Origin of the sequence: Sphingomonas sp. NPDC019816 (assembly GCF_050274375.1) — a bacterium.
Taxonomy (GTDB): Bacteria; Pseudomonadota; Alphaproteobacteria; order Sphingomonadales; family Sphingomonadaceae; genus Sphingomonas.
The window spans coordinates 1-22974 of record NZ_JBNNOB010000051.1 but is presented as its reverse complement, the minus strand read 5'-3'; the positions used below and the strand labels follow the sequence as shown (position 1 = coordinate 22974).

Here is a 22974-nt window from a genome sequence, read left to right as displayed (position 1 = left end):
GATGCGGCCCAGACTCCTAACCTTCGTTCAGCCTGAGCGAAGTCGAAGGCCAAGGGAAAACGGTTTAAGGGATGAAGGGCGGGCTGATTATCAGCCCGCCCTTCACCATTCAGATTACGGGCATTCAGGCAGGCTCAGCAGATTATTGGGTTGCTCGCCGTCATTCTGCGTCTTCAGATATTTATTGCCTGCGCCCGACCGGGTGACGATCACCCATGCCGTTTGCCCCCCGACCGAGACGTAGAATTGCCACTGTCCGGACTCGATCGCTGCAATGGCCTCTTCCTGCGTCAGTTTCCATCGGCTGGGGTAGGTGCCGCCGACATGCGAAATCCTGTCATGCGCGCTGTAGCGGTTCGTCTTGTTGATGCACTGGATTTGGGCTGTATTCGGCATTTGTTATGGCTCCGCCCCGCCGCTCAGGCATCAGAGCGGTTGACGTGACTGGAGCGGCCCCATAAATTTACCGGGCTGTCTAAGCACCGGCGGGGATGCCTGCCGCTATCGGGGTGATCGGTTCCAGCGATCACCCCGACTTGCTGATCTCAGCAGCGCGCGTAGCACTCGTCAACAAAAAATAATGCCCACACTATACTTTTCAAAAAATTCGCGGTGCGGTACTTGTGGGGAACACTGACCGGTTCGGGCGTCAAGCTTGAGCACGAACTGAGGATAGTGTGTTGCGGCTGGACCGTAATCTCTGACGTGATGGGCGTGGCATGGGCAGCCAAGCGGCGCCCATCACAATCGCATCCGTTATGGATCAATAATTATACCGGCACTGCGCAACTTGCAGGACCTGCTCGTCGTTGCTGCCCGCCATCCGGTATTCCAGCCGATGCTCATGGCTGATCTGGCACGAACACCAGCCTGACAGATTGCCGCCCAGTGGCTCGGGCTTGCCGTTCCTCTTGAACGGGTGGCGGCAGCATTCCTTGATTAGAGCACTGAGCTTGCCGAACAGCTTCGCGTCATGCGCATGGAGGTCGAGTTACTCGACCCAGGAGCACGCTGAAAATTGGACCTTCATGGCTGGATAAGATCGCGTGTCTCGCCGCCGCCCGCTTCGAGTCCCGCGATGCTTTCCAGCAAACGCTCGGCATTCTTGGGCGAGCGTAGCAGGTACAACGTCTCTTCGATCGACGCCCATTCGCTGGCCGAGATCAGTACGGCCCCTTCGCCCCGCTGGCGGGTGATCGCCATGGGCGCGCGGTCGGCGACGACCTTGTCGATCATCGCCTCCAGATTTGCGGACGCTTCGGTGAAGGAGACGGCCTGCATAAACTGAAGCTCGCCCACGTCCCCGCGAACGTCAACCCTCACCGCTTCCGCACGAACTCCGCGCGCAGGACCAACCCCTTAATCCCGTCGAACTTGCAGTCGATTTCCTGCGCATCGCCGGTCAGGCGGATCGACTTGATCAGGGTGCCGCGCTTCAGCGTCTGGCCCGCGCCCTTGACGGTCAGGTCCTTGATCAGCGTCACCTGATCCCCGTCGTTCAGCACATTGCCGACCGAGTCGCGCACCACGACCGCACCGTCGTCGCCGGTCGCGCCGCCCTTGGCGGCGGCGTCGGCGGCGCTGATCCATTCGCCGGTCGCTTCGTCATAGACATATTCGTCATCGGCCATCGCGCATATTCCTTCGTCAGATAGGGGGATGGGCGGCCCTATGCGCGCTCATGCGTAATGATGCCAGCGCGATTACAGATAGGGCCGCCGCGATCAGGACAGGTCGTCAGGAGAGGGGCGGCAGCGCCCAGTCGATCGGCGGCTGGCCATGCTCGACCAGAAAATCATTGGCACGCGAAAAGGGCTTCGATCCGAAAAAGCCGCCCCGCGCCGACAAGGGCGAGGGGTGGACCGAGGTCAGGACGCAGTGCCGCCCCGCGCCCATCTCGCGCACGAACCCGGCCTTCTTCTGGGCATAGGCGCCCCACAGAATGAAGACGACCGGCTCGGGCTTGGCGGCGACGGCGCGGATCACGGCGTCGGTGAACCGCTCCCACCCGCGCCCCTGGTGCGAGGCTGCCTGCCCCATCCGCACGGTCAGCACCGAGTTGAGCAGGAGCACCCCCTGCCGCGCCCAATGGTCGAGCAGCCCGTGAGAGGGCGGCGCGATACCGAGGTCGGTCGCCATCTCCTTGTAGATATTGACCAGACTGGGCGGCGGACGGACGCCGGGCTGGACCGAGAAAGCCAGGCCATGCGCCTGCCCCTCGCCATGATAGGGGTCCTGCCCCAGGATGACGACGCGCACCTGATCGAGCGGCGTCAGGTCCAGCGCGCGGAACCATTCGGTCGGGCGGGGGAAGATGCGCTCGCCGGCGGCGCGCTCCTCGGCCAGGAAGGTCTTCAGCGCCTTCATATAAGGCTCGTCGAACTCGGTCCGCAGCGCGGCCAGCCAGCTTTCGTGCAGACGAATATCGCTCATGCCGCGTGTCATGCCGCTGGCGTCATCGCGGCGCAACCGCGACGCAACCGTGATGGGGGATAATCGTTGTGCAGGCGATACGGTCGTCATTCCCGCCGGCCGCACGACCTGTCAGGAGCATGTTCATGAAGCGTACGATCATCGCCTCCACCATTCTGGCCGCCGCGCTGCCGCTGGCCGCCTGTGGCGGATCGAACGACACCCCTGCCAATAACGCGACGGCGGCGACGACGACCAACACCAGCGCGATGAGCGCCGACGAGCTGGGCGCCAAGGTCCGCGACCTGCCAGAGGGGCAGCGGCGCGGCGTGCTGTTCCGGGCGATCCGCGATTCGGGCACCAGCGGCGCGAGCTGCCAGTCGGTGACCAGCATGGCAGAGATCGCGCCGACCAACGGCAACCCGACCTGGACCGCAGTGTGCGACAACGTCGCGCAATGGACCATCGTGCTGACCGCCGATGGCGGCGCGACCGTCACCGGCCCCGCGCCGGTCAAGACGAACGGCTGAGGTGCATGACGGTGGACCGGTTCGGCCGGTCCACCCGCCCCGGCACGGCCAGGATCAGGACGTGGCGTGATCCAGCAGGCGCAGCGTCGCGTGGTCGGACCGTCCCTCGAAGAAGCGGTCCAGTCCCGCGCGGAACGGCGCGGGGTCGTTCGCCACCGCCGCGAACAGGGTGAGCGAGGAGCGCAGCTTCATCGCGTCGATGCCGCCGAATATCGCCTCGGCCGGACCGGGCGCGGCGCAGGCGGTGCGTACCACCCCGATCAGGCGGGGGCCGAGCAGCGGATGTGCCAGATAGGCGCGCGCCTCGTCGGCATCGGCGATCGCGTAATGGCGCGCGGTCTCGCTGCGGCCCAGGCCCGCGATCTGGGGGAAAATATACCACATCCAGTGGCTTCGTTTGCGCCCGGCTTGCAATTCGGTGAGCGCCGTGGCGAAATCACGCATCTGGGCGTCGACAAAGCGCGCCAGCGGATCGGGGGTGATGGGGGCCATGCTCCGGCAACCGCTCGCGCCGCCGGTGCGTTCCCGAAAAAAGATTATATGCGTCACGAGGACGCGACCGTCAGGAGAGTATGATGCGCCGTTTCGCCTGCCTTGCCCCCCTGGCCCTGCTGGCGCTTTCCGCATGTGGCGGCACCAACGACGATACCCATTCCGACGTCGCGCCGGGCAATTTCACGCCGCCGGGAACCGCGCGCCCGACCCCCGTTGCCGGCGTGGCGCAGGTGACGCCGCTCAGGGCCTATATCAGCCATTATCCCAACGACGCGGTCGATGGCGTCGCCTTTTTCGACCGGACCGAGGTGGCCAGCGCACTGCACGATGCGGTGGGCGACCAGAAGCTGGTGCAGCGGATCATGTCGCGCGGGGCGGTGACGGTGCCGATCTTCGCCATGGGCTCGCAAGGGCTGGCCGCGCATGGCTGCACCCCGCACGACTGCGTCGACAGCAACTGGACGATGCAGATGGATATGAAGACCGGCAAGGCGCAGGTCTGCTATCACGACCGGGAGACGATGGGGGACCGCAGCCAATGGTATATGGGCGGCGCCCCCGTCACCCGTCCCGGTGACTGCCCGCAGGAATGAGAGCGGGCCGGTTCACCCGGCCCGATCCCGACCGTCAGAAGGTATAGGCGATGCCCAGCGCGCTGAGCCACTGGCCGCGCGAACCCGCCTGCGACACGATCGGGCTGTCGCCGAAATCATTGACCATCCGGCCATAGGTCAGGCCGCCGACCAGCTTCCACCCCTTCAGCAGGTTGCCGGTGATCGAATAGGTCGCCAAGCCGCCCACCGACCAGTCCTTCCACCCGCTGCGCGCGGCATAGACGGGAAAGCCGCTCGCCACGCTCTGATCCGGCGTGATCGAGAAATAGCGCCGGGCATAGCCGCGCCCGACATGCTCGGCGGTGGCGAACAGGCCGACCGCCGCCTTGGTCGACAGCGGGGTGAAGTAATTGATGCTCGGCTGCCAGATGCCGCTGTCATGCACGCCGGTCACGTCATGGCGATAGCTGATCGAGACGGACAGCCGGTCATAGGGGCTGGTGACGACGCCGATCTTGCCGATGCCGACATAACCACCCAGTTCCACCGCCGCACCGATCTTGCCCAGCGCGCGGACGCGGGGATCGTCGATGCCCGAGGTCGAGTTACGGTCCAGATTGACCACGCCGACCGGCCCCGCCTGAATATCCCAATCGCGATTGGCCTTGTCACCGATCAGGTCGACCGAAATCCGGTTGCCGATATAAGTGATGGTATGCCCGTCGATATAGGCGAGGGCGGCCGGCGCGGGGCTGAACTGATAGTCGTTCGATCCTTCGTAATCGGGCAGATAGGCGGCGCCCAGACCGATGGTGACCGTGTTCTTGCCCAGCTGGCCGGCCATCTCGGCCGCGCCGGGATTGCTGGAGATCGTGGTATCCTGGGCCATGGCGGGCATCGACAGGGATAGCGCGCCCGTGACGATCATCGGGGCGACAACGCGCGAGAAAAGGCGCAAGACGGAACACTCCCTGAATAGGTTATCGGAAATGCAACGTCACGGTGGCGATTTCGCTCCGGCCGTTTGTTTCAGAATATGTATCGCATCCGAATCTGTTGTGTTTCGGCAACAGAATCCAGGGCGAACCGCGCCGCCTTGAAACGGGGCGGGCCAAAGCGGATCGCGGGATTGCGCGAAAAGCCGAAGCCTTCGCGCGGGATGCCCGCCAGCGTATCCAGTTTGGCATTGTTGTTCTCGTCATGGATGACGGCGGCGGCATATTGGCCGTGCGGCAGGCCATCGACACGAAGGCCATGCTGCCCGGCGGGCACCGACCGCGTCAGCGCGCGGGCATCGTCGACGCAAGCCGGGAAATTGTCGGGGTCGGCGGTCAGGCACAGGCGGACCATGCCCTTGGCCGAGCGCAGCTGCTCGATGCCGATGTCCAGCCGGCTGACCGGCGCCGCGCCGATCAGTGGCAACGCCGCCAGCACCAGCAGCACCGACGCGCCGCGCCGCCCGCGCCAGGCCGCGCGCGCCATTCCCCAGCCTCCGGTCCGTCCCGCACCGTCGATCCCAGAACCGGAAGTAAAGGCCATAATTGCACCCATATTGCTCATGATGCCATCGATCGTGGCTGGCGGTGATGAGCCACCCCCCCAGGTGCCCCCGTCACACGAAGCGGGGAAAGGCTTCCCAGCCCGTGTGATTGTCCAAGCCCATAACCGCCATGATCGCCAGCACCAAGCCGAGCGCGGGAAAAGGAACCGGAATCGGGAACACGAGTAGCGGAATTGCCACAGCGCCAGTTACCGGCAAGATCGGGAGAGGCCATCGCCGTCGGGGCGGGCGGATGGGCCAAATCCGGTAAAGTGAAGTGCTTGCGGCACTTTCATGCGCATGAACGCGCGGCGATATCCGGTGGGGCGTAGCCGATCGGCCTTCGGATAGGCCGCGACCGTGATGATCGGGAAGCCTGACGGCCCGATACGCCCTCTGGAGCGAGATGAGGTGAGGCCGAATCACCCCCCCCTTCAGGCGAGGGGGCTTTCCCCAAAGCCACCGGATGTCATCGCCTCAACGCCGGTCGGATGGCGCGAAGGCCACCTATCCCCGGTGGAAGATCAGGATCGGCCGCTCGTGATAGATCCCCTCGACCGGGGCCCGGTAGCCCAGCTTTCCGGCCAGTCGGATCGAGGCGGCATTGCCTGGATCGATGATGCAGCATGTCCGCCCGATCCCCCGGCCGTCCGCCCATTCCAGCGCCGCGCGCATCGCCTCTGCGGCATAGCCCTTGCCATGCGCCGCCGGTGCCAGCGTCCACCCCATCTCCGGCACGGTCAGTTCCGGTGTAATCGCGCGGCGCGATTCGAGCAGGCCGATATCGCCCAGGACCGTGCCCGTGCTCCGGTCGCATACGACCCAGGCGCCATAGCCGAACGCCGCCCAGCACCCGATCGAGCGTAATAGCCGTATCCACACATCCTCGCGCGAACGCGGCTTGCCGCCGATCATCGCATAGACCGCCGGCTCGCCCCACATGGCTGCCAGCGCATCGAGATCGTCGGGATGGTGACCGCGCAACACCAGTCGCTCGGTGGTCAGGGTCGGGGCGGGGGCGTGGAAGGTCATGACGCGCGGGATATTACGCGGCGTCGCGGATCACCGCCAGAAACGCCTCGCCATAAGCGTCGAGCTTGCGCGCGCCGATGCCCGACAGCAGCGACAGCGCCGCGCGGCTGCCGGGTCGCTGCGCCGCCATGTCGCGCAGCACCGAATCGTGGAAGATGACGTATGGCGGCACGCCCGCCTCCTGCGCCAGCTCGCGACGCTTGGCGCGCAGCGCCTCGAACAGCGGATTGTCCGCCGGATTGGCGGCGACGGGTGCTGCGCGGCGGCCCTTCTTCTCGCGCTTGGGCGGCAGGACCAACGACAGCCGCGCCTCGCCCTTGATCAGCGCGCGCGCGGCGGGCCCAAACTCCAGCCCGCCATGGTGATTGGTGCGCAGCGCGTCGCGCAGCAACAGCGCGCGGTGGACGGGTTTCAGCAGCGCCGCCTCGTCGCCCGAGACGATGTTCCACACCGACAGCGCCTCGTGCCCGTTCATCAGGCTGCGCTCGGTGGACTGGCCGGTTAGCACCTGCTCGATATAGCCCGCGCCGAACATCTGGCCGGTGCGGAAGACGGCGGAGAGGAATTTTTGCGCGGTGGTCGTCGCATCGACCGCATCGGGGCTACCGAGGCAATTGTCGCAATTGCCGCAATCCTCCGCCAGTTCCTCGCCGAAATGGCGTAAGAGGATGCGGCGGCGGCATCCGCCCGTCTCGACCAGCGCACCCAGCGCCGACAGCCGTGCCCGCTCGCCCGCCTGTCGTTCGGGTTCGACCTCGGCCATGCGCTGGCGGGCGCGGGCGAAGTCGTCGGCGCCCCAGAAAAGATGCGCGACCGAGGGGTCGCCGTCGCGCCCAGCGCGCCCCGTTTCCTGATAATAGGCCTCGATCGACTTCGGCAGGCCCGCATGGGCGACGAAGCGGACATCGGGCTTGTCGATGCCCATCCCGAAGGCGACGGTGGCGCAGATCACCATGTCCTCGGATGCGACGAAATCGGCCTGGTTCCTCGCGCGCACGGCGGGGTCCAGCCCGGCATGATAGGCGCGCACGGGGCGGCCGGTGCGGGCCAGCGCTTCGGCCAGCTTCTCGGTCGCGGCGCGGGTCTGGGCATAGACGATGCCGGGGCCGGGCGTATCGGCGACGACGCGCGCGATCTGCAGGTTCACATTCGCCTTGGGGCTGATCGCATAGCGGATATTGGGCCGGTCGAAGCCCGAGACGATCATGCCCTCGGTCGGGATGCCCAGCTGCTTGGCGATGTCAGCACGCGTATGCGCATCGGCGGTCGCGGTCAGCGCGAGCCGGGGCACCTCCGGGAAGGCATCCATCAGCGGTTCGAGCAGCCGGTAATCGGGGCGGAAGTCGTGGCCCCATTCGCTGACGCAGTGTGCCTCATCGATCGCGAACAGGCTGAGCGGGGCCGACGCCAGCAGCTCGCGGAAATGCGTCGATGACGCGCGTTCCGGCGCGACATAGAGCAGGTCGAGCTGGCCGTCGCGGAAGCGCGCGACCGTCTCGGCGCGGTTCTGGTCGACGCTGGTCAGCGTGGCGGCGCGGATGCCGACCGCCTCGGCCGCGCGCAGCTGGTCATGCATCAACGCGATCAGTGGGCTGACCACGACGCAGCATCCGTCCATCATCACGGCGGGCAGCTGATAACAGAGCGATTTGCCCGCACCAGTGGGCATCACCGCCAGCGTCCGCTGCCGGTTCAGGACGCGGGTAACCACCTGGTCCTGGACACCCCGGAACTGGCTGTACCCGAAGACTTCATGGAGCTTGGCAAGGGGGTCGGCGACCATCCGCGTCCATGTAGCGACGGCATGGGGGCGGGGGAAGGGCGGGGCGGCCGGAATTGCCTTTGACCCGGAGAGGGATTTGCACCGTGCGGTATCGAACGGGCTTTGTCGGACGCAGCTGCGGCGATAGCGTGGTCCAGACGATTTATCATGGCGGCCGTCCGCCACGGTCCCTTGGGGTGCGGTATGCGTGTGTCACGATTCGGGTTGGCCAGTGCGCTGGGGGCATGTGTCTGCGCCGGGGCGGCCCTGGCGCAGGCTGATCCCGCCAAGCCTGCGCCGCTTCCCAAGAACGAGCGCGTCGGTATCTGGCAGCCGGCTTATGGGGGCGCGCAGATACCGCTTTGGTCACCCGAGGTGGCGCTCGCCAAGCCGGACTCCGGGGATCGGCCCGAGGCGACCGGCAACGGCACTGGGCTGGTCGCGGGGCGGACATGGCATTGGGCGACCTATGTCACCCGCCCCACCATGACACTGTATCGCCCCAAGGGACCCGGCAATGGTGCCGCCTTGCTGGTCCTGCCGGGCGGCGGGTTCGAGGTGGTGGCGATGGACCTCGAAGGTACGGAGATGTGCGACTGGGCGGTGCGCCACGGCATGACCTGCGCCGTGTTGAAATACCGCACGCCGCAGGTGTGGCCTGTGGTCGATGGCCGGCAACAGCGGCCCGAGACCCTGCTCGCGCTGGAGGATGCGCAGCGTGCCATCGGCCTGTTGCGCCAGCGCGCGGCGACCTACGGGATCGATCCGCACAGGATCGGCGTCATCGGATTTTCCGCCGGTGCCTATCTCGCCGCGAATATGAGCAATACCGAGCAGCGCAGCTATCGGATCGCGGATGCCGCCGATCGCCAGTCGCCGCGCCCCGATTTCGCGGTCATCGCCTATACCGCGCGGATGCTGGACAACAGCAAGGGGAAGAACAGTCTCGAACTACGCCCCTGGGTGACCATCAGTGCCAAGGCACCGCCGACGATGATCCTCCATGCGATGGACGATGCGATGGACGATATCCGCCAGCCGCTGGCCTATGCGCTGGCGTTGAACGCGGCGAAGGTGCCGGTCGACATGCGGGTCTATGCCAAAGGCGGGCATGCCTTCGGCCTGCGGCCGACGGCCAATCCGGTGACGACGCAATGGCCGGGGCAGGTGCAGCAATGGTTGCAGGACATCGGCATGTTGACGCCAAGACGCGGCCCGTCCCGGTAAGGCAGGGCGGAACCGATCCGATTGGAGCCGTCGACCGGATCGTCGCGCTGGCGGGGCAATCTTGTCTTTTCGCAGGTCTGGGCCACACTGATCGCAGGCGCGAAGGCGGTCTTCGCCTGCCGCGACGGCGCCGAACCGGTCGGCTGGCCGCAACCCCGCTTGCCCCGCCCCGCGCCATCGCCTAGCGCTCCCATCATGAAGAGATTGGCCATTTATTGCGGGTCGGCGACCCCTTCGGATCCTCAATATCTCGATATGGCGCGCAGCGTCGGGCGGGGCCTGGCGGAGCGGGGAATCGGTGTCGTCTATGGCGGCGGACGGCTGGGCCTGATGGGTGCGGTCGCCGATGCGGCGCTGGCGGCGGGGGGCGAGGTGATCGGCATCATCCCGCAGGCGCTGGTCGATGCCGAGGTCGCGCATCGCGGCCTCACCGAACTTCATGTCGTGCCCGGCATGCATGAGCGCAAGAAGGCGTTCACCGACCTGTCCGACGGGTTCGTCACCATCGCGGGCGGGACCGGCACGATGGATGAATTGTGGGAAGCGCTCAGCTGGGCGCAGCTGGGCTATCATGCCGATCCGGTCGGGCTGCTCAACACGGGCGGCTATTACGACCATCTCGTCGCCTTCTGGGAGAAGATGGGCGAGGTCGGTTTCCTGCGGCCGCAGCACCGCGACCTGCTGATCGTCGACGCCACGCTCGACGGGCTGCTGGACCGGATGGCGGCGCATGTCCCCACCCAGCCGATCGTGCGCATGAACGCGAGCGACCTGTGAGCCAGCCCGCCGCCCCGACCGAACGGGCGGCGCTGGTGGCGGCGGCCAAGGCCTCGATCGCGCGCGGCTCGAAAAGCTTCGCGGCGGCCAGCCTGTTGTTCGATCCCGAAACGCGCGAGCGCGCCTGGCTGCTCTATGCCTGGTGCCGGCGCTGCGACGACATCGCCGACGGGCAGGATCACGGCCATGGCATGACCCGCGTGGCGGATGCGCCCGCGCGGCTGGCCGAACTGACCGACAAGACCGAGGCGGCGCTGGCGGGGCAGGTGGTGGGCGATCCCGCCTTCGACGCGCTGCGGGTCGTCGCGGCGGAGACGGGGATGCCGCATCGCTGGCCGCGCGACCTGATCGCCGGCTTCGCGCTGGATGCCGAGGACTGGCGGCCGCGGAGCGAGGACGATCTTTACCGTTATTGCTATCATGTCGCGGGCGTCGTCGGCTGCATGATGGCGGTGACGATGGGGGTGCGGCCCGATGACGAGGCGACACTCGACCGTGCCTGCGATCTGGGCATGGCGTTTCAGCTCGCCAATATCGCGCGCGACATCGCCGAGGATGCGGGCGCCGGCCGGCATTACCTGCCCAGCGAGTGGCTGGCCTATAAGAGTATCGCGCCCGATGCGATCATGGCGCCGTCGCACCGGCCCGGCCTGAGCGCGCTGGCTCGCCGGCTGACCGATCAGGCCGCCCGGTTCGAGGCGAGCGCACGGATGGGGACGCCGGCCTTGTCCTATCGCTCGGCCTGGGCGGTGCTGTCGGCGGCGGCCATCTACGGCGCGATCGGGCGCAAGGTCGCCAGGCGCGGACGGCGCGCCTGGGACAGCCGGGTCGGAACCAGCAAGGCGGAAAAGCTGCGCTTCATGACGGTGGCGAGCGTGCAGGCGGCGCGGCGGGACAAGATGACGATCATCCCGCGCGATCCCGCGCTTTGGACGCGGCCCCGGTAATCCCCCGTCCGTTCAGCCTGAGCGAAGTCGAAGGCCACGTTCCGACCTATGCCAAGATGATGGTGAGGGGATTCCCTTGGCCTTCGAATTCGCTCAGGCTGAACGGAGGTAAAGGTTGAGCTTCAGCCCCGTGACGGCTTGCGCTCTGCCTTCGCCATCTGCGCGCCCATGCGGCGGCAATCGGCGCCGATCACCGGATAGGGTACATCGGTATTGGCGGCAATCCGGTTGGCGAGATCGGCGCGGCACTGGGCCATGGTTTCGTAGCGGGCGGGTACCATCCGCGCCTCGGTGCAATCGATGCTGCCATCGCCGCAGCCGAGGATCGCCATCACATAGAAAATCGGTTCCATTAACCGCCTCCATTTGCTGGTAAAAACGAAACCAGCGCCCAGCGGTTCCGAAATCGCGCTTGTCGGATCGAACGCCGACTGTCATGCTCCGGCAATACAGTCAAAAGGGTGGGAGCATGATATGGTGTTCAAGGCATTTTTGGCGGCGAGTGCGGCACTGATGGTGGCGCAGACGGCGATGGCGGCGGACGTGCCGCTGATCGAGCGTACCAAATTGTTCGGCAACCCGACCAAGGTGGGTGGCCAGCTCTCCCCCGATGGCAAGTGGATCAGCTTCATCGCGCCGCGCGACGGCGTGCTCAACGTCTGGGTCGCGCCCATCGCCACGCCCGACCAGGCGCGCCCGCTGACCGCCGAGAAGGGGCGGCCGATCCGCCAGACCTTTTGGTCGCCCGATTCCCAGTCGATCCTGTTCGTCAACGACAAGGGCGGCGACGAGAATTTCCTGCTCTACGGCGTCAATGTCGCGACCGGCGCGCAAAAGGCGCTGACCCCGTTCGAAAAGACCCGGGTGCGCGTCATCGGCACCAGCGAGACGATCAAGGATCGCATCCTGATCGGCGTCAACAACCGCGATCCGCGCTGGCACGACGTCTATGAGCTCAACCTGACCAGCGGCGCCTTGACCAAGGTGATGCAGAATGACGGCTATGCCGGCTTCATCGCCGACGATCAGCTGAAGCTGCGCATGGCGTCCAAGGCGCGGCCCGATGGCGGGTCCGACTATTACCGGGTGAACGGCACCACCGTCGAGGCGACGCCGGTCGTCCAGTTCGGGCTGGACGATTCGCTGACCACCGCGCCGATGGGCTTCACCGTCGACGGCAAGACGCTCTACTGGATCGACAGCCGGGGGCGGAACACCGCCGCGCTGATGGCGCAGGACGTCGCCAGCGGAAAGATGACGGTCGTCGGCGAAAGCCCCAAGGCCGACGTGTCGGGCGCGCTGTTCAATCCCCGCACCGGCCGGGTCGAGGCCTATGCCGTCGATTATCTGAAGAACGAATATCTGCCGGTCGGCGATGCGGTGAAGGCCGACCTCGCCTTTTTGAAGGCGCAGAACAAGGGCGAGTTCTCGGTCGGATCGCGCACCGACGCCGATGACAAGTGGCTCGTCACCTTCGATCCCGTCACCGCGCCCGCCTCGACCTGGCTGTACGACCGCAAGGGCAAAAAGCTGACCCAGCTTTACGTCAGCCGTCCCGAACTGGCCGATGCGCCGCTGGTGCCGATGGAGGCGGTCGAAATCCCCGCGCGCGACGGGCTGACCCTGGTGTCGTACCTGACCAAGCCCAAGGGCGTGACCGGGCCGGTGCCGATGGTGCTGCTGGTCCATGGTGGGCCGTGGGCGCGCGATGGCTTCGGCTATAACGGCTATCACCAGTGGCTGGCCAATCGCGGCTATGCGGTGTTGTCGGTCAATTATCGCGGCTCGACCGGTTTCGGGAAGAACTTCATTTCGGCGGGCGACCTGCAATGGGGTCGCAAGATGCATGACGACCTGATCGATGCGGTCGACTGGGCGGTCAAGCAGGGCGTGGCGCGGCCCGACAAGGTGGCGATCATGGGCGGGTCCTATGGCGGCTATGCGACGCTCGCCGGCCTGACCTTCACGCCCGATAAGTTCGCCTGCGGCGTCGACATCGTCGGCCCGTCCAACCTGTTCACCTTGCTCAAGACGATCCCGCCCTATTGGGAAGCGGGCAAGCAGCAATTCTACAAGCGGATGGGCGATCCCACGACCGAGGAGGGTCGCGCGCTGCTCAAGGAGCGCTCGCCGCTGACCTTTGTCGACCGGATCACGAAACCGCTGCTGATCGGGCAGGGCGCCAACGACCCGCGCGTCAACGTGGCCGAAAGCGACCAGATCGTCGAGGCGATGGCGGCCAAGTCCATCCCGGTCACCTATGTGGTGTTCCCCGACGAAGGGCATGGCTTTGCCCGGCCGGCGAACAACATCGCCTTCAACGCGGTGACGGAGAATTTCCTCAGCCCGTGTCTGGGCGGCCGTGCGGAGCCGATCGGCGAGACGCTGAAGGCCTCGACCGCGCAGGTGAAGCATGGTGGGGAGTTCGTGACCGGATTGAAGTGATGGTAGGCGCGGGGCTCGGTGAGACACCTTGCCCTCCCCCAACCCCTCCCGCCTGCGGGAGGGGAGTCTTGTGGTAATCGGGGAAAGCGAGGACCTACCCAGCGTAGGGAAGGCCACCGATCACCTCTAGCCGCTCCCCTCCCGCAGGCGGGAGGGGCTGGGGGAGGGTAAGGCCACGGGCGACTTACCCAGATGTGATCCCCAAACCACCCCCATTGAACTTCCCCTCCATTCCGCCGACATGGGGTCGACATGCCGCCACTCGACCCCACCGCCGGTACGCCTGACCGGCCGCTGATCCCGACGCTTCGCCGTTTCCTCCCCTATCTCTGGCCCGCCGGTGCGCCCGCGCTCCGTGCCCGGATCGTGGCGGCGATGGCGCTGGTCGTGCTGTCCAAGCTGATCCAGGTGCTGGGGGCGGCCTATACGCTGAAATATGCGATCGACCGGATGGCGGGGGGTGATCGCGGCGCGGTGATGCTGATCGTGCTGCTGGTGATCGGCTATGCGGGCGCGCGGTTCGGCACGACCCTGTTCGACAATTTGCGCAACGCGGTATTCGAGATGGTCGGGCAGGACGCGACCCGGCGCTTGTCGGCGGATGTCTTCCGCCACCTCCACCGCCTGTCGCTGCGCTTCCATCTGGAGCGGCGCACCGGTGCGGTGACCAAGGTGGTCGAGCGCGGGACCAAGAGCATCGACACGATGCTGTATTTCCTGCTGTTCAACATCGCGCCGACGGTGCTCGAACTGGGGCTGGTGCTGACGATCTTCGGGCGCAGCTTCGGGCCGGTGCTGGTCGTCACCACACTGGTGATGGTCGTCCTCTACATCGTCTTCACCCGCAAGGTGACCGACTGGCGCAATGCGCTGCGCACGCGGATGAACGACCTCGATACCGGCGCGGTGGCGCACGCGGTCGACTCGCTGCTCAACTTCGAGACGGTCAAGTATTTCAACGCCGAGGAGCGCGAGGCGCGGCGGTATGAGAATGGCGTCGCCGCCTATGCGCGCGCGGCGACCAAGTCGGAAAATTCGCTCGCCTGGCTGAATGTCGGGCAGGCGGCGATCACCAGCCTGATGCTGGGCTTCGCCATGGCCTGGGTGGTGCGCGAGTGGAGTCGGGGCGCGGCGTCGCCGGGTGACGTCGTCTTCGTCTCGACCCTGTTGTCGCAGCTGTTCCGCCCGCTCGACCTGCTCGGCATGGTCTATCGCACCATCCGCCAGGGGGTGATCGACATGGGCGCGATGTTCGACCTGATCGATACCCCTGCCGAGGTGGTCGACGCCCCCGGTGCGCCTGCGCTGGCGGTGACGGGCGGGCATGTCCGCTTCGATGATGTCGTCTTCGGCTATGAGCCGGACCGCCCGATCTTGAAGGGCCTGACGCTCGACGTGCCGGCGGGGACGACCTGTGCGGTGGTGGGGCCGTCGGGGGCGGGCAAGTCGACGCTCGCGCGGCTGCTCTACCGCTTCTACGACGTGAATCAGGGTAGGATCACCATCGATGGCCAGCCGGTGTCGGGCGTGGCGCAGGACAGCTTGCGCGCCGCGATCGGGATCGTGCCGCAGGACACGGTGCTGTTCAACGACACGATCGGCTACAACATCGCCTATGGTCGCGAAGGCGCGGGCGAGGCCGAGGTCGAGCGCGCGGCCAAGGGCGCGGCCATCGCCGACTTCATCGAGCGCCAGCCGGAGGGCTATGCGACGCGGGTCGGCGAGCGCGGGCTGAAGCTGTCGGGCGGCGAAAAGCAGCGCGTGGCGATCGCGCGCACCCTGCTGAAGAACCCGCCGATCCTGATCCTGGACGAGGCGACCAGCGCGCTCGACAGCCGGACCGAGGCGGACATCCTCGCCACGCTGCAGGCGATCGAGCGCGGGCGGACGACGCTGGTCATCGCGCACCGCCTGTCGACGATCGTCCATGCTGACCAGATCGTGGTGCTCGATGGCGGTCGCGTCGCCGAGCGCGGCACCCATGGCGAGTTGCTGGCGAGGAACGGGCTGTACGCCGAAATGTGGGCGCGCCAGGCCGCCGAGGTGGAAGAGGCAGCGGAGGACGCGCTGCTGGCGTAAGGCAAAATCCTCCCCTGTAAGGGGAGGGGGACCGCCGCGAAGCGGTGGTGGAGGGGGATCGCCGCACGGGGCGCCCTGTGTGGAAGTCCGCCTCCGTCAGGCCCGCCACCGCCCCGTGCCGGGAAGGCGTTTACAGACAGCTTAGCCGCACCTGCTTGGCGGGCTTGTCGAACACGATCGACGAACAACGGCGCAACTGGTCCGCACCGATCGAAATCCAGTCGCTTCTGGGATCGCGTTTGCCCTTGCCGGTGACGACGACTTCATCGGGATCGCCGGGCGCATCGGCGTCGCCGATGGTGGCGGTGCTGCCATAATCGACGGTGCGCACGTTCAGCTGGTTGAGCGTCAACGGGCCGATCGCGAGCGGGGTCTGAAGCGTCATCGTCCGTGTCGGGCGGGATATGCCGAAGACGATGTCGAGCGGCAGCGACGCGCCCGACATCTGCCCGCCATGGCTGCGCGCCAGCCGCACCGCGCCGCCGGCATTGGTCGTGGTGCGGGGCTTGTGCGGATCGAGGATGATGCGCATCGGCTCGCCACCGACTTCGACCAGGGCGTAACGCGGTTTCCAGTCGCCCATCATGCCGCCGCCGACCATCGGCAGGCTGGTGACATGCTCACCCGGCTGCGGATCGCGCAGGCGGAAGCGGATGACCGGCTCTTCCAGGCTGGCGGGACCGAGCACGCCGTCAAAGCCCTCCCGGTAGCGCGGCGTGGCATAGGCGATCCGCCGCTTATATGGTTTGGCGGTGCCGCTCTGGAGGTTGCCGAGCGCGGTCTTGGCCTCGATCTGTTCGGAACCGACGCCGAAGCTCAGGTCGATCCAGCCGGGCTTCAGCCCGGCGATATGCGCGAACTCCTCGGTGATGATGGGCAGGCCCGGTGCCGCCGGATCGATCAGCACGGTGCGCGCGACACCGTTGATCGACAGCGTCTCACGTCCATCCGGCGCGACCACCCGCTCGGGCGGAGGCGTCGCCGCCGCCGACAGAAGCAGGACGGGCAGCAATACAAGTCGCACCGAATCGAAGGCCACGAACATCACTCCCATCATGTTGCGCAAGCGCAACGTCAGCGGCGATCATGGCGGCAACAAGGCCGGAGCGGGCGAAATCTATTGGGACGGGTGCGCCGTCACGAACTGGGCCACCGCCTCGACCACGCCGGGCGCCAGCGGCAGATTGGGATCGGCATAGGTCGCCAGATTGGCGCCTCGGCTGTCGCCCTCCACCGTCTTCAGCACATGGCTGACCTTGGGCAACAGCACGAGCGTGGCCTTGGGTTGTGCCGCCTTCAGCGCCTGTGCATCCGCCACCGTCACCTGGAGATCGGCCTCGCCTTGCACGATCAGCATCGGCTTGGTGATCGCGGCGGCCAGGGCGGCTGGGCGTTTGGCATAGAGGCTGATCACGAAGGGCTGTACCGCGTCGCGAAAGATCATCGACAGCGGCGGCGTCAGCGTCGATGCCGGCACCGTCCTGCCCGCCGCCAGCGTGTCGATGAGGCGGTCGGCATCGGGCAGCAGCGGCGCATTGGCGGGATTGGCGTGGAACTGCGCCTTCATGATCTGGGCCAGCGGACGGCCTGGGCTGGCCATCGCGATCACGCCGCACAAGTCCGCCGGATCGGCGGCGGCGGTGGTCAGCGCGACCAGCCCACCCTCGCTGTGCCCCAGCACCCAGACGCATGGGACGCCCGTCTTCGAGCGGATCGCGGCGATCCAGGCGCGGGTATCGGCGGCATAATCGTCGATCGTCACCCGGTCGGCATCGGGCACCGCGCCCGCGCTGGCGAACATGCCGCGCTTGTCGATCCGCACGCTGGCGATGCCCTTGGCCGCCAGCCCTTCGGCCAGCAGGCGGAGCGGGGCGGCCTTGATCCCCTGTGGGCTGTTGCCGTCGCGATCGCTCGGCCCCGATCCGGGGATCATCAACATGACGGGCGTCTCCGCGCCCTCCGGCCCCGTCCAGCTGCCTTTCAGCGGTCCTTGCGGGCCGGGCGCGGCGATGTCGCGGTCCGCCAGCGGTGCGGTGGTGGCCAGCAGGGCGGCGATCAGCGTGACGAACGGCATAATGACCTACCCCTCCTAACTCTCGATCCCCAGCCCCCGTTCAGCCTGAGCGAAGTCGAAGGCCACGCATAGTCCTATCCCCAATTCCGTTTGTGGCGGCTGTAATCCCTTGGCCTTCGACTTCGCTCAGGCTGAACGGGGGGCACTATCAGTCGTTATTTCCGATCCAGCATCAGCGCCGCCGTCGCCTTGGCGCTGCCGACCACGCCCGGAATCCCCGCGCCGGGATGGGTGCCCGCACCGACGAAATACAGGTTAGGGATCGAATCGTCGCGGTTGTGCACCCGGAAATAGGCGCTCTGCGTCAGGATCGGTTCCAGCGAGAAGGCCGAGCCCATATGCGCATTCAGGTCGGTGGCGAAGTCCGACGGCGCATAATGGAATTTGGTCACGATCCGCTCATGGATGTCGGGGATCAGGCGGCGACCAACCTCGTCCAGGATGCGCTTTTCCAGGATCGGCCCGACCTCGTCCCAGTTCATCGGGAACTTGCCCATATGCGGCACCGGGGCCAGCGCATAGAAGGTCGAATGCCCCTCGGGCGCGAGGCTGGGGTCGGTGACGGTCGGATGGTGGAGGTAGAGCGAAAAGTCCTCGGACAGCACGCCGGTATCGTAAATGTCGGTCAGCAGGCCCTTATAGCGGGGGCCGAACAGGATCATGTGGTGCGGGATGCCCGGCCAGCTGCCCTTGATGCCGAAATGGACGACGAACAGCGACGGCGAGTAGCGCTTGCGCTCCAGCCGGTTGACCGTGCGCCGAGCCGAACGGTTGTCGGACAGCAGATCGCGGTAGCTGTGCATGATGTCGGCATTGGTCGCCACCGCATCCGCCTGAATCGTCAGGCCGCTCTTGGTCACGACGCCGGTCGCGCGGTCGCCGAGCGTCTCGATCCGGGTGACCGGATCGCCCAGCCGCAGCACGCCGCCGATCCGCTCGAACTGCGCAACCATGCCGGCGACCAGCCGGTTGGTCCCGCCGCGCGCGAACCAGACGCCGCCGTCGCGCTCCAGCTTGTGGATCAGCGCATAGATGGCGCTGGTCGTCATCGGATTGCCGCCGACGAGGAGCGTGTGGAAGGAGAGCGCCTCGCGCAGCTTCTCCGACTTCACGAACTTCGACACCATGGCATAGACCGAGTTCCACGCCTGGTACTTCGCCAGCGCGGGCGCGGCCTTCACCATCGAGGCGAAGTCGAGGAACGCGACATGACCGAGCTTCTCATAGCCTTCGCGGTACACGCCGGCCGCATAGTCGAGGAAGCGGCCATAGCCGGCGATGTCGTCGGGGTTCAGCTTGGCGATCTCGGCGCGCAGCTGGGTGTCGTCGTTGCTGTAATCGAAATTGGTGCCGTCGGCCCAGTTGAGCCGGTAGAAGGGGTGGACGGGATCAAGCTGCACGTCTTCCGACATGCTGCGTCCGGTCAGGCCCCACAGCTCCTCCAGACAGGCCGGATCGGTGATGACGGTGGGACCGGCATCGAAGGTGAAACCGTCCCGCTCCCAATAATAGGCCCGGCCGCCCGGCTTATCGCGCGCCTCGACGATCGTCGTCTGGACGCCCGCCGATTGCAGGCGGATGGCCAGCGCCAGCCCGCCGAACCCCGATCCGATGACGACCGCGCTCTTCATGCGCGGCCTCTCAGCGCCGAGATGGCGCGCAGGATCGGCACCGGTGGCCGTCCGGTCAAAATTCGTGCCTTGTCGGCCATGGTCGATTGCCCCGCATAGAATCGCCCAATCAGGTCGGGCGCCAGTCGATAGAAACGCTCGAGCACGCGGTATCGCTCATCGGGCTCGGCGGCCTTGAACAACATCGTGTCGAGCATGCGATAGAAGCCGCGCGCGTCCCAGGCGGCCCGCGCCATGCGATAGGTCGCATCGTGCAGGTCGGCACCGGTGAAATCGGTCCGCTCGGCCAGCATCGCCGCCAGCCGGATGGCGTCGGGCAGCGAATAGCCGGTGGTCGGATGGAACAGCCCGGCGCGCATCCCGGCCTTGGGCGTCTTGGCCCCGCCGCTGCGCCAATAGGCGTCGAAATCGCCGCCCATCGCGACCGGCAGGACGCCGGCCTCTTCATGCATCACCTCGGCCGCCACCCAGTCACGCGCCTCGGCATAGCGTTCGATCCGCTGGACGATGGCGCGGCGGTTCAGCTCGGACGAGGTGGAGTAATAGGTGTCCTCGACGAAGACCCGGTCCTCGGCGAAGGGCAGGACATAGACGAAGCGATAGCCGTCGATCTGCTTGACGGTGGCGTCCATCACCACCGGGCGGGTGCAGCCATGTGGGCGCGACAGCCGCAATTCCTGTCCGACGAACTTCTGCCAGCCGCACGACAGCGCCGACAGGTCGCCCACGCCGCGCGCGTCGATCACGCCCTTCGCCTCGACCCGGTCGCCATCGGCGAACACGGCGGCGGTGGCCGACACCGCCAGCACCTTGCGCCTCAGGATCAGCGCCTGGGGCGGCAGGACGCGGCGTACCTCGGCGTCGAGACGGCGGCTTTCGATCGAATAATAGGTCTGGTCGAGCGTGCGCGAATGGGCGGGGAAGGCGACGTCATATTGCCGCCAGCCATGCGCGACCAGCCGCTCGACGATCCAGCGATCGCGCTTGGCGACGTCGCTGCCGAAAAAGGACCAGACGTGATTGCCCCCGACCGTCTCGGCCGCGTCGATCAGACGCACGTCGAGCGAGGGGTGCCGTGCCTTGAGCGCCAGCGCGATCAGGCCACCGGCCAGCCCCGCGCCAACAATCGCGACATCGCAGGAAATCGTGGCTGCCATCACGCCATCGCTACCGCAAAGCGATCCTCACGCAAAGGGCCGGCGGCGCGTCACAGCAGCACCGCCGTGTCGGGCGCGTCGCCGGTGGCGAAATCGCGCACGATCCTCCAGCCCGCCAGATCGATGATCGCCAGCCGATTGTTGTCGAGCGCGGCATAGAGCGTGGGACTGCCCGACGGCAGGTTCAGCCCCGGCGCGGCGGCGGGCAGGGGCAGGCGCGCCTCCTCGCCCAGGGTGCCGGGCGCGTGACGGGTCAGGCTCCTGTCCGCCTGGTTCGACACGATCAGCCGGCCATCGGGCTGGACGATCACCCGTACGGCTTCGCCGCGCAAGGTCGTGCGGGCACGGGGGCGAAGCGTCGTCGCGTCGAGCGCATGGAGGATGCCCGCCGGACGGTCGACGACATAGAGCGTCCGCTCGTCCGGGCTGAGCGCCAGACCTTCGGGGGCCTTGCCGATATGCTGCTTCACGGGGGCGAAGCTGGCATCGTCGGGGTTCACCATGATGACCATGCCGCTCATCGTGTCGGCGATATAGGCGCGGGTGCCGTCGCGGCGGACGACAAAATAATGGCTACGCGCGCCGCCGACCGGGATCATCCGGTCGGGCGTGTCGGCGGTAGCGGGCGTGTCAAACCGCGCGAGCAGGCTGTCGGTCTCGGACAGCGCATAGAGCCGTCCCTGCGCGTCCATCCGCATCCCGTGCCAGCGGCGGTGCGGGGCCAGATCGATGGTGCGGGCCAAGCGTCGCTCGCCCAGATCGATCACCCAGAGCTGCTGGCCGCCATCGCCCGCCGCCTGCCAGCCCTTGACCCCATACCCGCCGATATAGGCGTAGCGGCCTGCGGGATCGGCGACCATCTCATGCGGCTGCGTGCCCAAGGGAACGCTGCCCAGGCGGCGACCATCGGCGATGTCGTAGAAGGCGACGCGGCCTTCGCCCTTCTCGACCAGCGCAAGCGTGCCCGTGCCGGTCGGGGCGGCGGCCTGCGCCCGGCGCCATGCGATCGGTAGCGCCGCCGCCACTCCCAGGGCCGCCAGACCCCATAGGCCTTGACGGCGATCGATCAGCGACATGGAGATGGGCCTTTTTCTGCGGACGACGGGGTATCGCATGGACAGACGCGGGCCGGGTCGGATCGGTTCCGTTGCCAGCGTGGATCATTATCCCCTGGCAAAGGAAAGTCGGTGGCCGGGGGAGCCAAGCCCGCCCCGATGCGTCTTTTCGGTGCGAAGGGCATCGGCGCATGTTGCGGTGAAACGGCCCATTGAATAGGTGAGCCGCATGATCCGCACCCTGAACGAAAGCGTTGCCGTCGCCCCCCAGATTCGTCCCGAGGACGTCGCGGCGATCAAGGCGGCGGGCTATGCCGCCATCGTCAACAACCGTCCCGATGGCGAGGAGCCGAACCAGCCGACCGGCGACGCGATTCGCGCGGCGGCCGAGGATCAGGGGCTGGCCTATACCGCCATCCCCGTGACGCCGGGCGGGTTCAGCCACGAGATGGTCGACCAGATGACCCAGGCGCTGGTCGAGGCCAAGGGGCCGGTGCTGGCCTATTGCCGCTCGGGCACGCGCAGCTGCAATTTGTGGGCGCTGGCGGCGGCCAAGGCGGGGCGCAACCCGACCCTGATCGTGATGCAGGCGGAAGGCGCGGGCTATGACCTGTCCGGCCTGCGCCCGACCCTCGAAGCGCTGGCGAGCGCGAAAGGATGAGCCTGCCGCTGGCCGGGACCATGGTCGGCTGGACGATTGCGGGCGTGGTCGCGGGCATGGTGCTGGGCGGCACCGGAATCGGTCTGCTGCTCCGGCGGCGGCGCGATCGCCGCGTCGGCTCGCCCGAGGATGTGGCCGCCGCCGCCGAGGCGGCGTTGAGCGGCTTCACCGTATCGGGCGCGGTGGTCGGCGCGGACGGGCAGGGCGCGCTGGCGGTGGCGACCGATGGCCGGGTGGCGGCGATCAAGCTGCAGGGCCGGGTGCTCGCGGTGCGCGAAATCCCCTGGACCCGCGTGCGCTCGACCACCGAGGGCATCATCGCCGAGGTCGAGGGGCGGTTCGGACCGGTGAGGTTGGCCGGGGTCGACGTGCTGGACATCCGGCGGCTGAAGGCCTGATTCGCTATTCCTCCCCTGTAAGGGGAGGTGGCATCGCGTCAGCGATGACGGAGGGGTGTAACCCTATCGAGAGCGGGACACCCCTCCACCAGCTTCGCTGGTCCCCCTCCCCTTGAGGGGATCGTTGCAAAAGTCGTGCGACGGTGATTCATGGTTGCAGGCGGGGGGACGTTTGCGATGGATCAAGGTAGCTTGGTG

The 22974-nt window shown here is 67.0% G+C and carries 24 protein-coding genes and 2 pseudogenes; 9 read left to right on the top strand and 17 right to left on the bottom strand.

Going from position 1 to position 22974, the window contains the following annotated elements; all coding sequences use genetic code 11:
• Positions 1-114 precede the first annotated feature (114 nt).
• From ACQKJZ_RS09585 to ung, 5 genes and pseudogenes are all read right to left on the bottom strand, one after another.
• Complete coding sequence (locus tag ACQKJZ_RS09585; RefSeq protein WP_312487396.1) at positions 115-396, bottom strand: DUF3892 domain-containing protein; 282 nt, start codon at positions 394-396, stop codon at positions 115-117.
• A 367-nt stretch (positions 397-763) separates the two neighbouring features.
• Positions 764-973, bottom strand: a pseudogene (locus ACQKJZ_RS09580) (Txe/YoeB family addiction module toxin); the annotation flags it as partial.
• A 53-nt stretch (positions 974-1026) separates the two neighbouring features.
• Positions 1027-1281: a type II toxin-antitoxin system Phd/YefM family antitoxin gene (locus tag ACQKJZ_RS09575; protein ID WP_427730949.1), complete on the bottom strand. Its 255-nt coding sequence runs from the start codon at positions 1279-1281 to the stop codon at positions 1027-1029.
• A 38-nt stretch (positions 1282-1319) separates the two neighbouring features.
• The gene (locus tag ACQKJZ_RS09570; protein WP_427730947.1) at positions 1320-1631 is read right to left on the bottom strand and encodes an alkylphosphonate utilization protein; all 312 of its coding nucleotides are present in this window, start codon (positions 1629-1631) and stop codon (positions 1320-1322) included.
• A 106-nt stretch (positions 1632-1737) separates the two neighbouring features.
• Positions 1738-2433, bottom strand: coding sequence for a uracil-DNA glycosylase (ung, locus tag ACQKJZ_RS09565; RefSeq protein WP_427730945.1), 696 nt, complete (start codon positions 2431-2433; stop codon positions 1738-1740).
• Between the two features lie 125 nt (positions 2434-2558).
• Between ung and ACQKJZ_RS09560 the strand changes: the two genes are divergently transcribed.
• Positions 2559-2942, top strand: a complete 384-nt coding sequence (locus tag ACQKJZ_RS09560; protein WP_427730943.1) for a hypothetical protein — start codon at positions 2559-2561, stop codon at positions 2940-2942.
• A 54-nt stretch (positions 2943-2996) separates the two neighbouring features.
• On the opposite strand, the gene ACQKJZ_RS09555 is transcribed toward ACQKJZ_RS09560, so the two are convergent.
• Positions 2997-3434, bottom strand: a complete 438-nt coding sequence (locus ACQKJZ_RS09555) for a DUF1810 domain-containing protein (protein ID WP_427730942.1) — start codon at positions 3432-3434, stop codon at positions 2997-2999.
• A gap of 80 nt (positions 3435-3514) precedes the next feature.
• On the opposite strand from ACQKJZ_RS09555, the gene ACQKJZ_RS09550 reads away from it, so the two are divergent.
• A complete protein-coding gene (locus ACQKJZ_RS09550) occupies positions 3515-4030 on the top strand; it encodes a hypothetical protein (RefSeq protein WP_427730940.1) in 516 nt (171 codons plus the stop codon).
• A gap of 34 nt (positions 4031-4064) precedes the next feature.
• On the opposite strand, the gene ACQKJZ_RS09545 is transcribed toward ACQKJZ_RS09550, so the two are convergent.
• The 5 genes and pseudogenes from ACQKJZ_RS09545 to recQ form a co-directional block, all read right to left on the bottom strand.
• Entirely contained in the window at positions 4065-4949 is an 885-nt protein-coding gene (locus ACQKJZ_RS09545; protein WP_427730938.1) for a MipA/OmpV family protein, read from the bottom strand.
• Positions 4950-5020: 71 nt separating this feature from the next.
• The gene (locus ACQKJZ_RS09540) at positions 5021-5473 is read right to left on the bottom strand and encodes a DUF2141 domain-containing protein (RefSeq protein ID WP_427730936.1); all 453 of its coding nucleotides are present in this window, start codon (positions 5471-5473) and stop codon (positions 5021-5023) included.
• Positions 5472-5756, bottom strand: a pseudogene (locus ACQKJZ_RS09535) (sterol desaturase family protein); the annotation flags it as partial. The gene ACQKJZ_RS09540 and the pseudogene ACQKJZ_RS09535, both read right to left, overlap by 2 nt.
• A gap of 282 nt (positions 5757-6038) precedes the next feature.
• On the bottom strand, positions 6039-6563 hold the full coding sequence (locus ACQKJZ_RS09530; RefSeq protein WP_427730935.1) for a GNAT family N-acetyltransferase: 525 nt from the start codon (positions 6561-6563) through the stop codon (positions 6039-6041).
• A gap of 13 nt (positions 6564-6576) precedes the next feature.
• Complete coding sequence (gene recQ / locus ACQKJZ_RS09525; protein WP_427730933.1) at positions 6577-8346, bottom strand: DNA helicase RecQ; 1770 nt, start codon at positions 8344-8346, stop codon at positions 6577-6579.
• A 183-nt stretch (positions 8347-8529) separates the two neighbouring features.
• Here recQ and ACQKJZ_RS09520 point away from each other — a divergent pair, with 183 nt between their 5' ends.
• The 3 genes from ACQKJZ_RS09520 to ACQKJZ_RS09510 all read left to right on the top strand — a co-directional run bounded on the left by ACQKJZ_RS09520 (position 8530) and on the right by ACQKJZ_RS09510 (position 11276).
• On the top strand, positions 8530-9552 hold the full coding sequence (locus tag ACQKJZ_RS09520; protein ID WP_427730931.1) for an alpha/beta hydrolase: 1023 nt from the start codon (positions 8530-8532) through the stop codon (positions 9550-9552).
• Between the two features lie 195 nt (positions 9553-9747).
• Positions 9748-10329, top strand: a complete 582-nt coding sequence (locus tag ACQKJZ_RS09515; RefSeq protein ID WP_312487413.1) for a TIGR00730 family Rossman fold protein — start codon at positions 9748-9750, stop codon at positions 10327-10329.
• Positions 10326-11276: a phytoene/squalene synthase family protein gene (locus ACQKJZ_RS09510; protein ID WP_427730929.1), complete on the top strand. Its 951-nt coding sequence runs from the start codon at positions 10326-10328 to the stop codon at positions 11274-11276. Before ACQKJZ_RS09515 ends, ACQKJZ_RS09510 begins: the two co-directional genes overlap by 4 nt.
• 122 nt (positions 11277-11398) lie before the next feature.
• Here ACQKJZ_RS09510 and ACQKJZ_RS09505 read toward each other — a convergent pair whose 3' ends face one another.
• Positions 11399-11629 carry a hypothetical protein gene (locus tag ACQKJZ_RS09505; protein WP_427730928.1) on the bottom strand — a complete coding sequence of 77 codons (231 nt, stop codon included), beginning with the start codon at positions 11627-11629 and terminating at the stop codon, positions 11399-11401.
• Between the two features lie 121 nt (positions 11630-11750).
• On the opposite strand from ACQKJZ_RS09505, the gene ACQKJZ_RS09500 reads away from it, so the two are divergent.
• Both ACQKJZ_RS09500 and ACQKJZ_RS09495 read left to right on the top strand, forming a co-directional pair.
• On the top strand, positions 11751-13721 hold the full coding sequence (locus tag ACQKJZ_RS09500) for a S9 family peptidase (RefSeq protein WP_427730926.1): 1971 nt from the start codon (positions 11751-11753) through the stop codon (positions 13719-13721).
• A 252-nt stretch (positions 13722-13973) separates the two neighbouring features.
• Positions 13974-15800, top strand: a complete 1827-nt coding sequence (locus ACQKJZ_RS09495) for an ABCB family ABC transporter ATP-binding protein/permease (protein ID WP_427730925.1) — start codon at positions 13974-13976, stop codon at positions 15798-15800.
• 130 nt (positions 15801-15930) lie between these two features.
• On the opposite strand, the gene ACQKJZ_RS09490 is transcribed toward ACQKJZ_RS09495, so the two are convergent.
• The 5 genes from ACQKJZ_RS09490 to ACQKJZ_RS09470 form a co-directional block, all read right to left on the bottom strand.
• Positions 15931-16839, bottom strand: coding sequence for a hypothetical protein (locus ACQKJZ_RS09490; RefSeq protein WP_427730923.1), 909 nt, complete (start codon positions 16837-16839; stop codon positions 15931-15933).
• A gap of 78 nt (positions 16840-16917) precedes the next feature.
• Complete coding sequence (locus ACQKJZ_RS09485; protein ID WP_427730921.1) at positions 16918-17874, bottom strand: alpha/beta hydrolase; 957 nt, start codon at positions 17872-17874, stop codon at positions 16918-16920.
• Between the two features lie 155 nt (positions 17875-18029).
• Positions 18030-19592 carry a phytoene desaturase gene (locus tag ACQKJZ_RS09480; protein ID WP_427730951.1) on the bottom strand — a complete coding sequence of 521 codons (1563 nt, stop codon included), beginning with the start codon at positions 19590-19592 and terminating at the stop codon, positions 18030-18032.
• A complete protein-coding gene (crtY, locus tag ACQKJZ_RS09475) occupies positions 19502-20662 on the bottom strand; it encodes a lycopene beta-cyclase CrtY (protein ID WP_427730920.1) in 1161 nt (386 codons plus the stop codon). Before crtY ends, ACQKJZ_RS09480 begins: the two co-directional genes overlap by 91 nt.
• Before the next feature lie 50 nt (positions 20663-20712).
• Positions 20713-21738 (bottom strand): YncE family protein, encoded by a 1026-nt coding sequence (locus ACQKJZ_RS09470; protein WP_427730918.1) that lies wholly within the window; start codon positions 21736-21738, stop codon positions 20713-20715.
• A gap of 208 nt (positions 21739-21946) precedes the next feature.
• On the opposite strand from ACQKJZ_RS09470, the gene ACQKJZ_RS09465 reads away from it, so the two are divergent.
• Together ACQKJZ_RS09465 and ACQKJZ_RS09460 are read left to right on the top strand one after the other, a co-directional pair.
• A complete protein-coding gene (locus ACQKJZ_RS09465; RefSeq protein WP_427730917.1) occupies positions 21947-22378 on the top strand; it encodes a TIGR01244 family sulfur transferase in 432 nt (143 codons plus the stop codon).
• Complete coding sequence (locus tag ACQKJZ_RS09460) at positions 22375-22776, top strand: hypothetical protein (protein WP_427730915.1); 402 nt, start codon at positions 22375-22377, stop codon at positions 22774-22776. Before ACQKJZ_RS09465 ends, ACQKJZ_RS09460 begins: the two co-directional genes overlap by 4 nt.
• Positions 22777-22974: the final 198 nt, after the last annotated feature.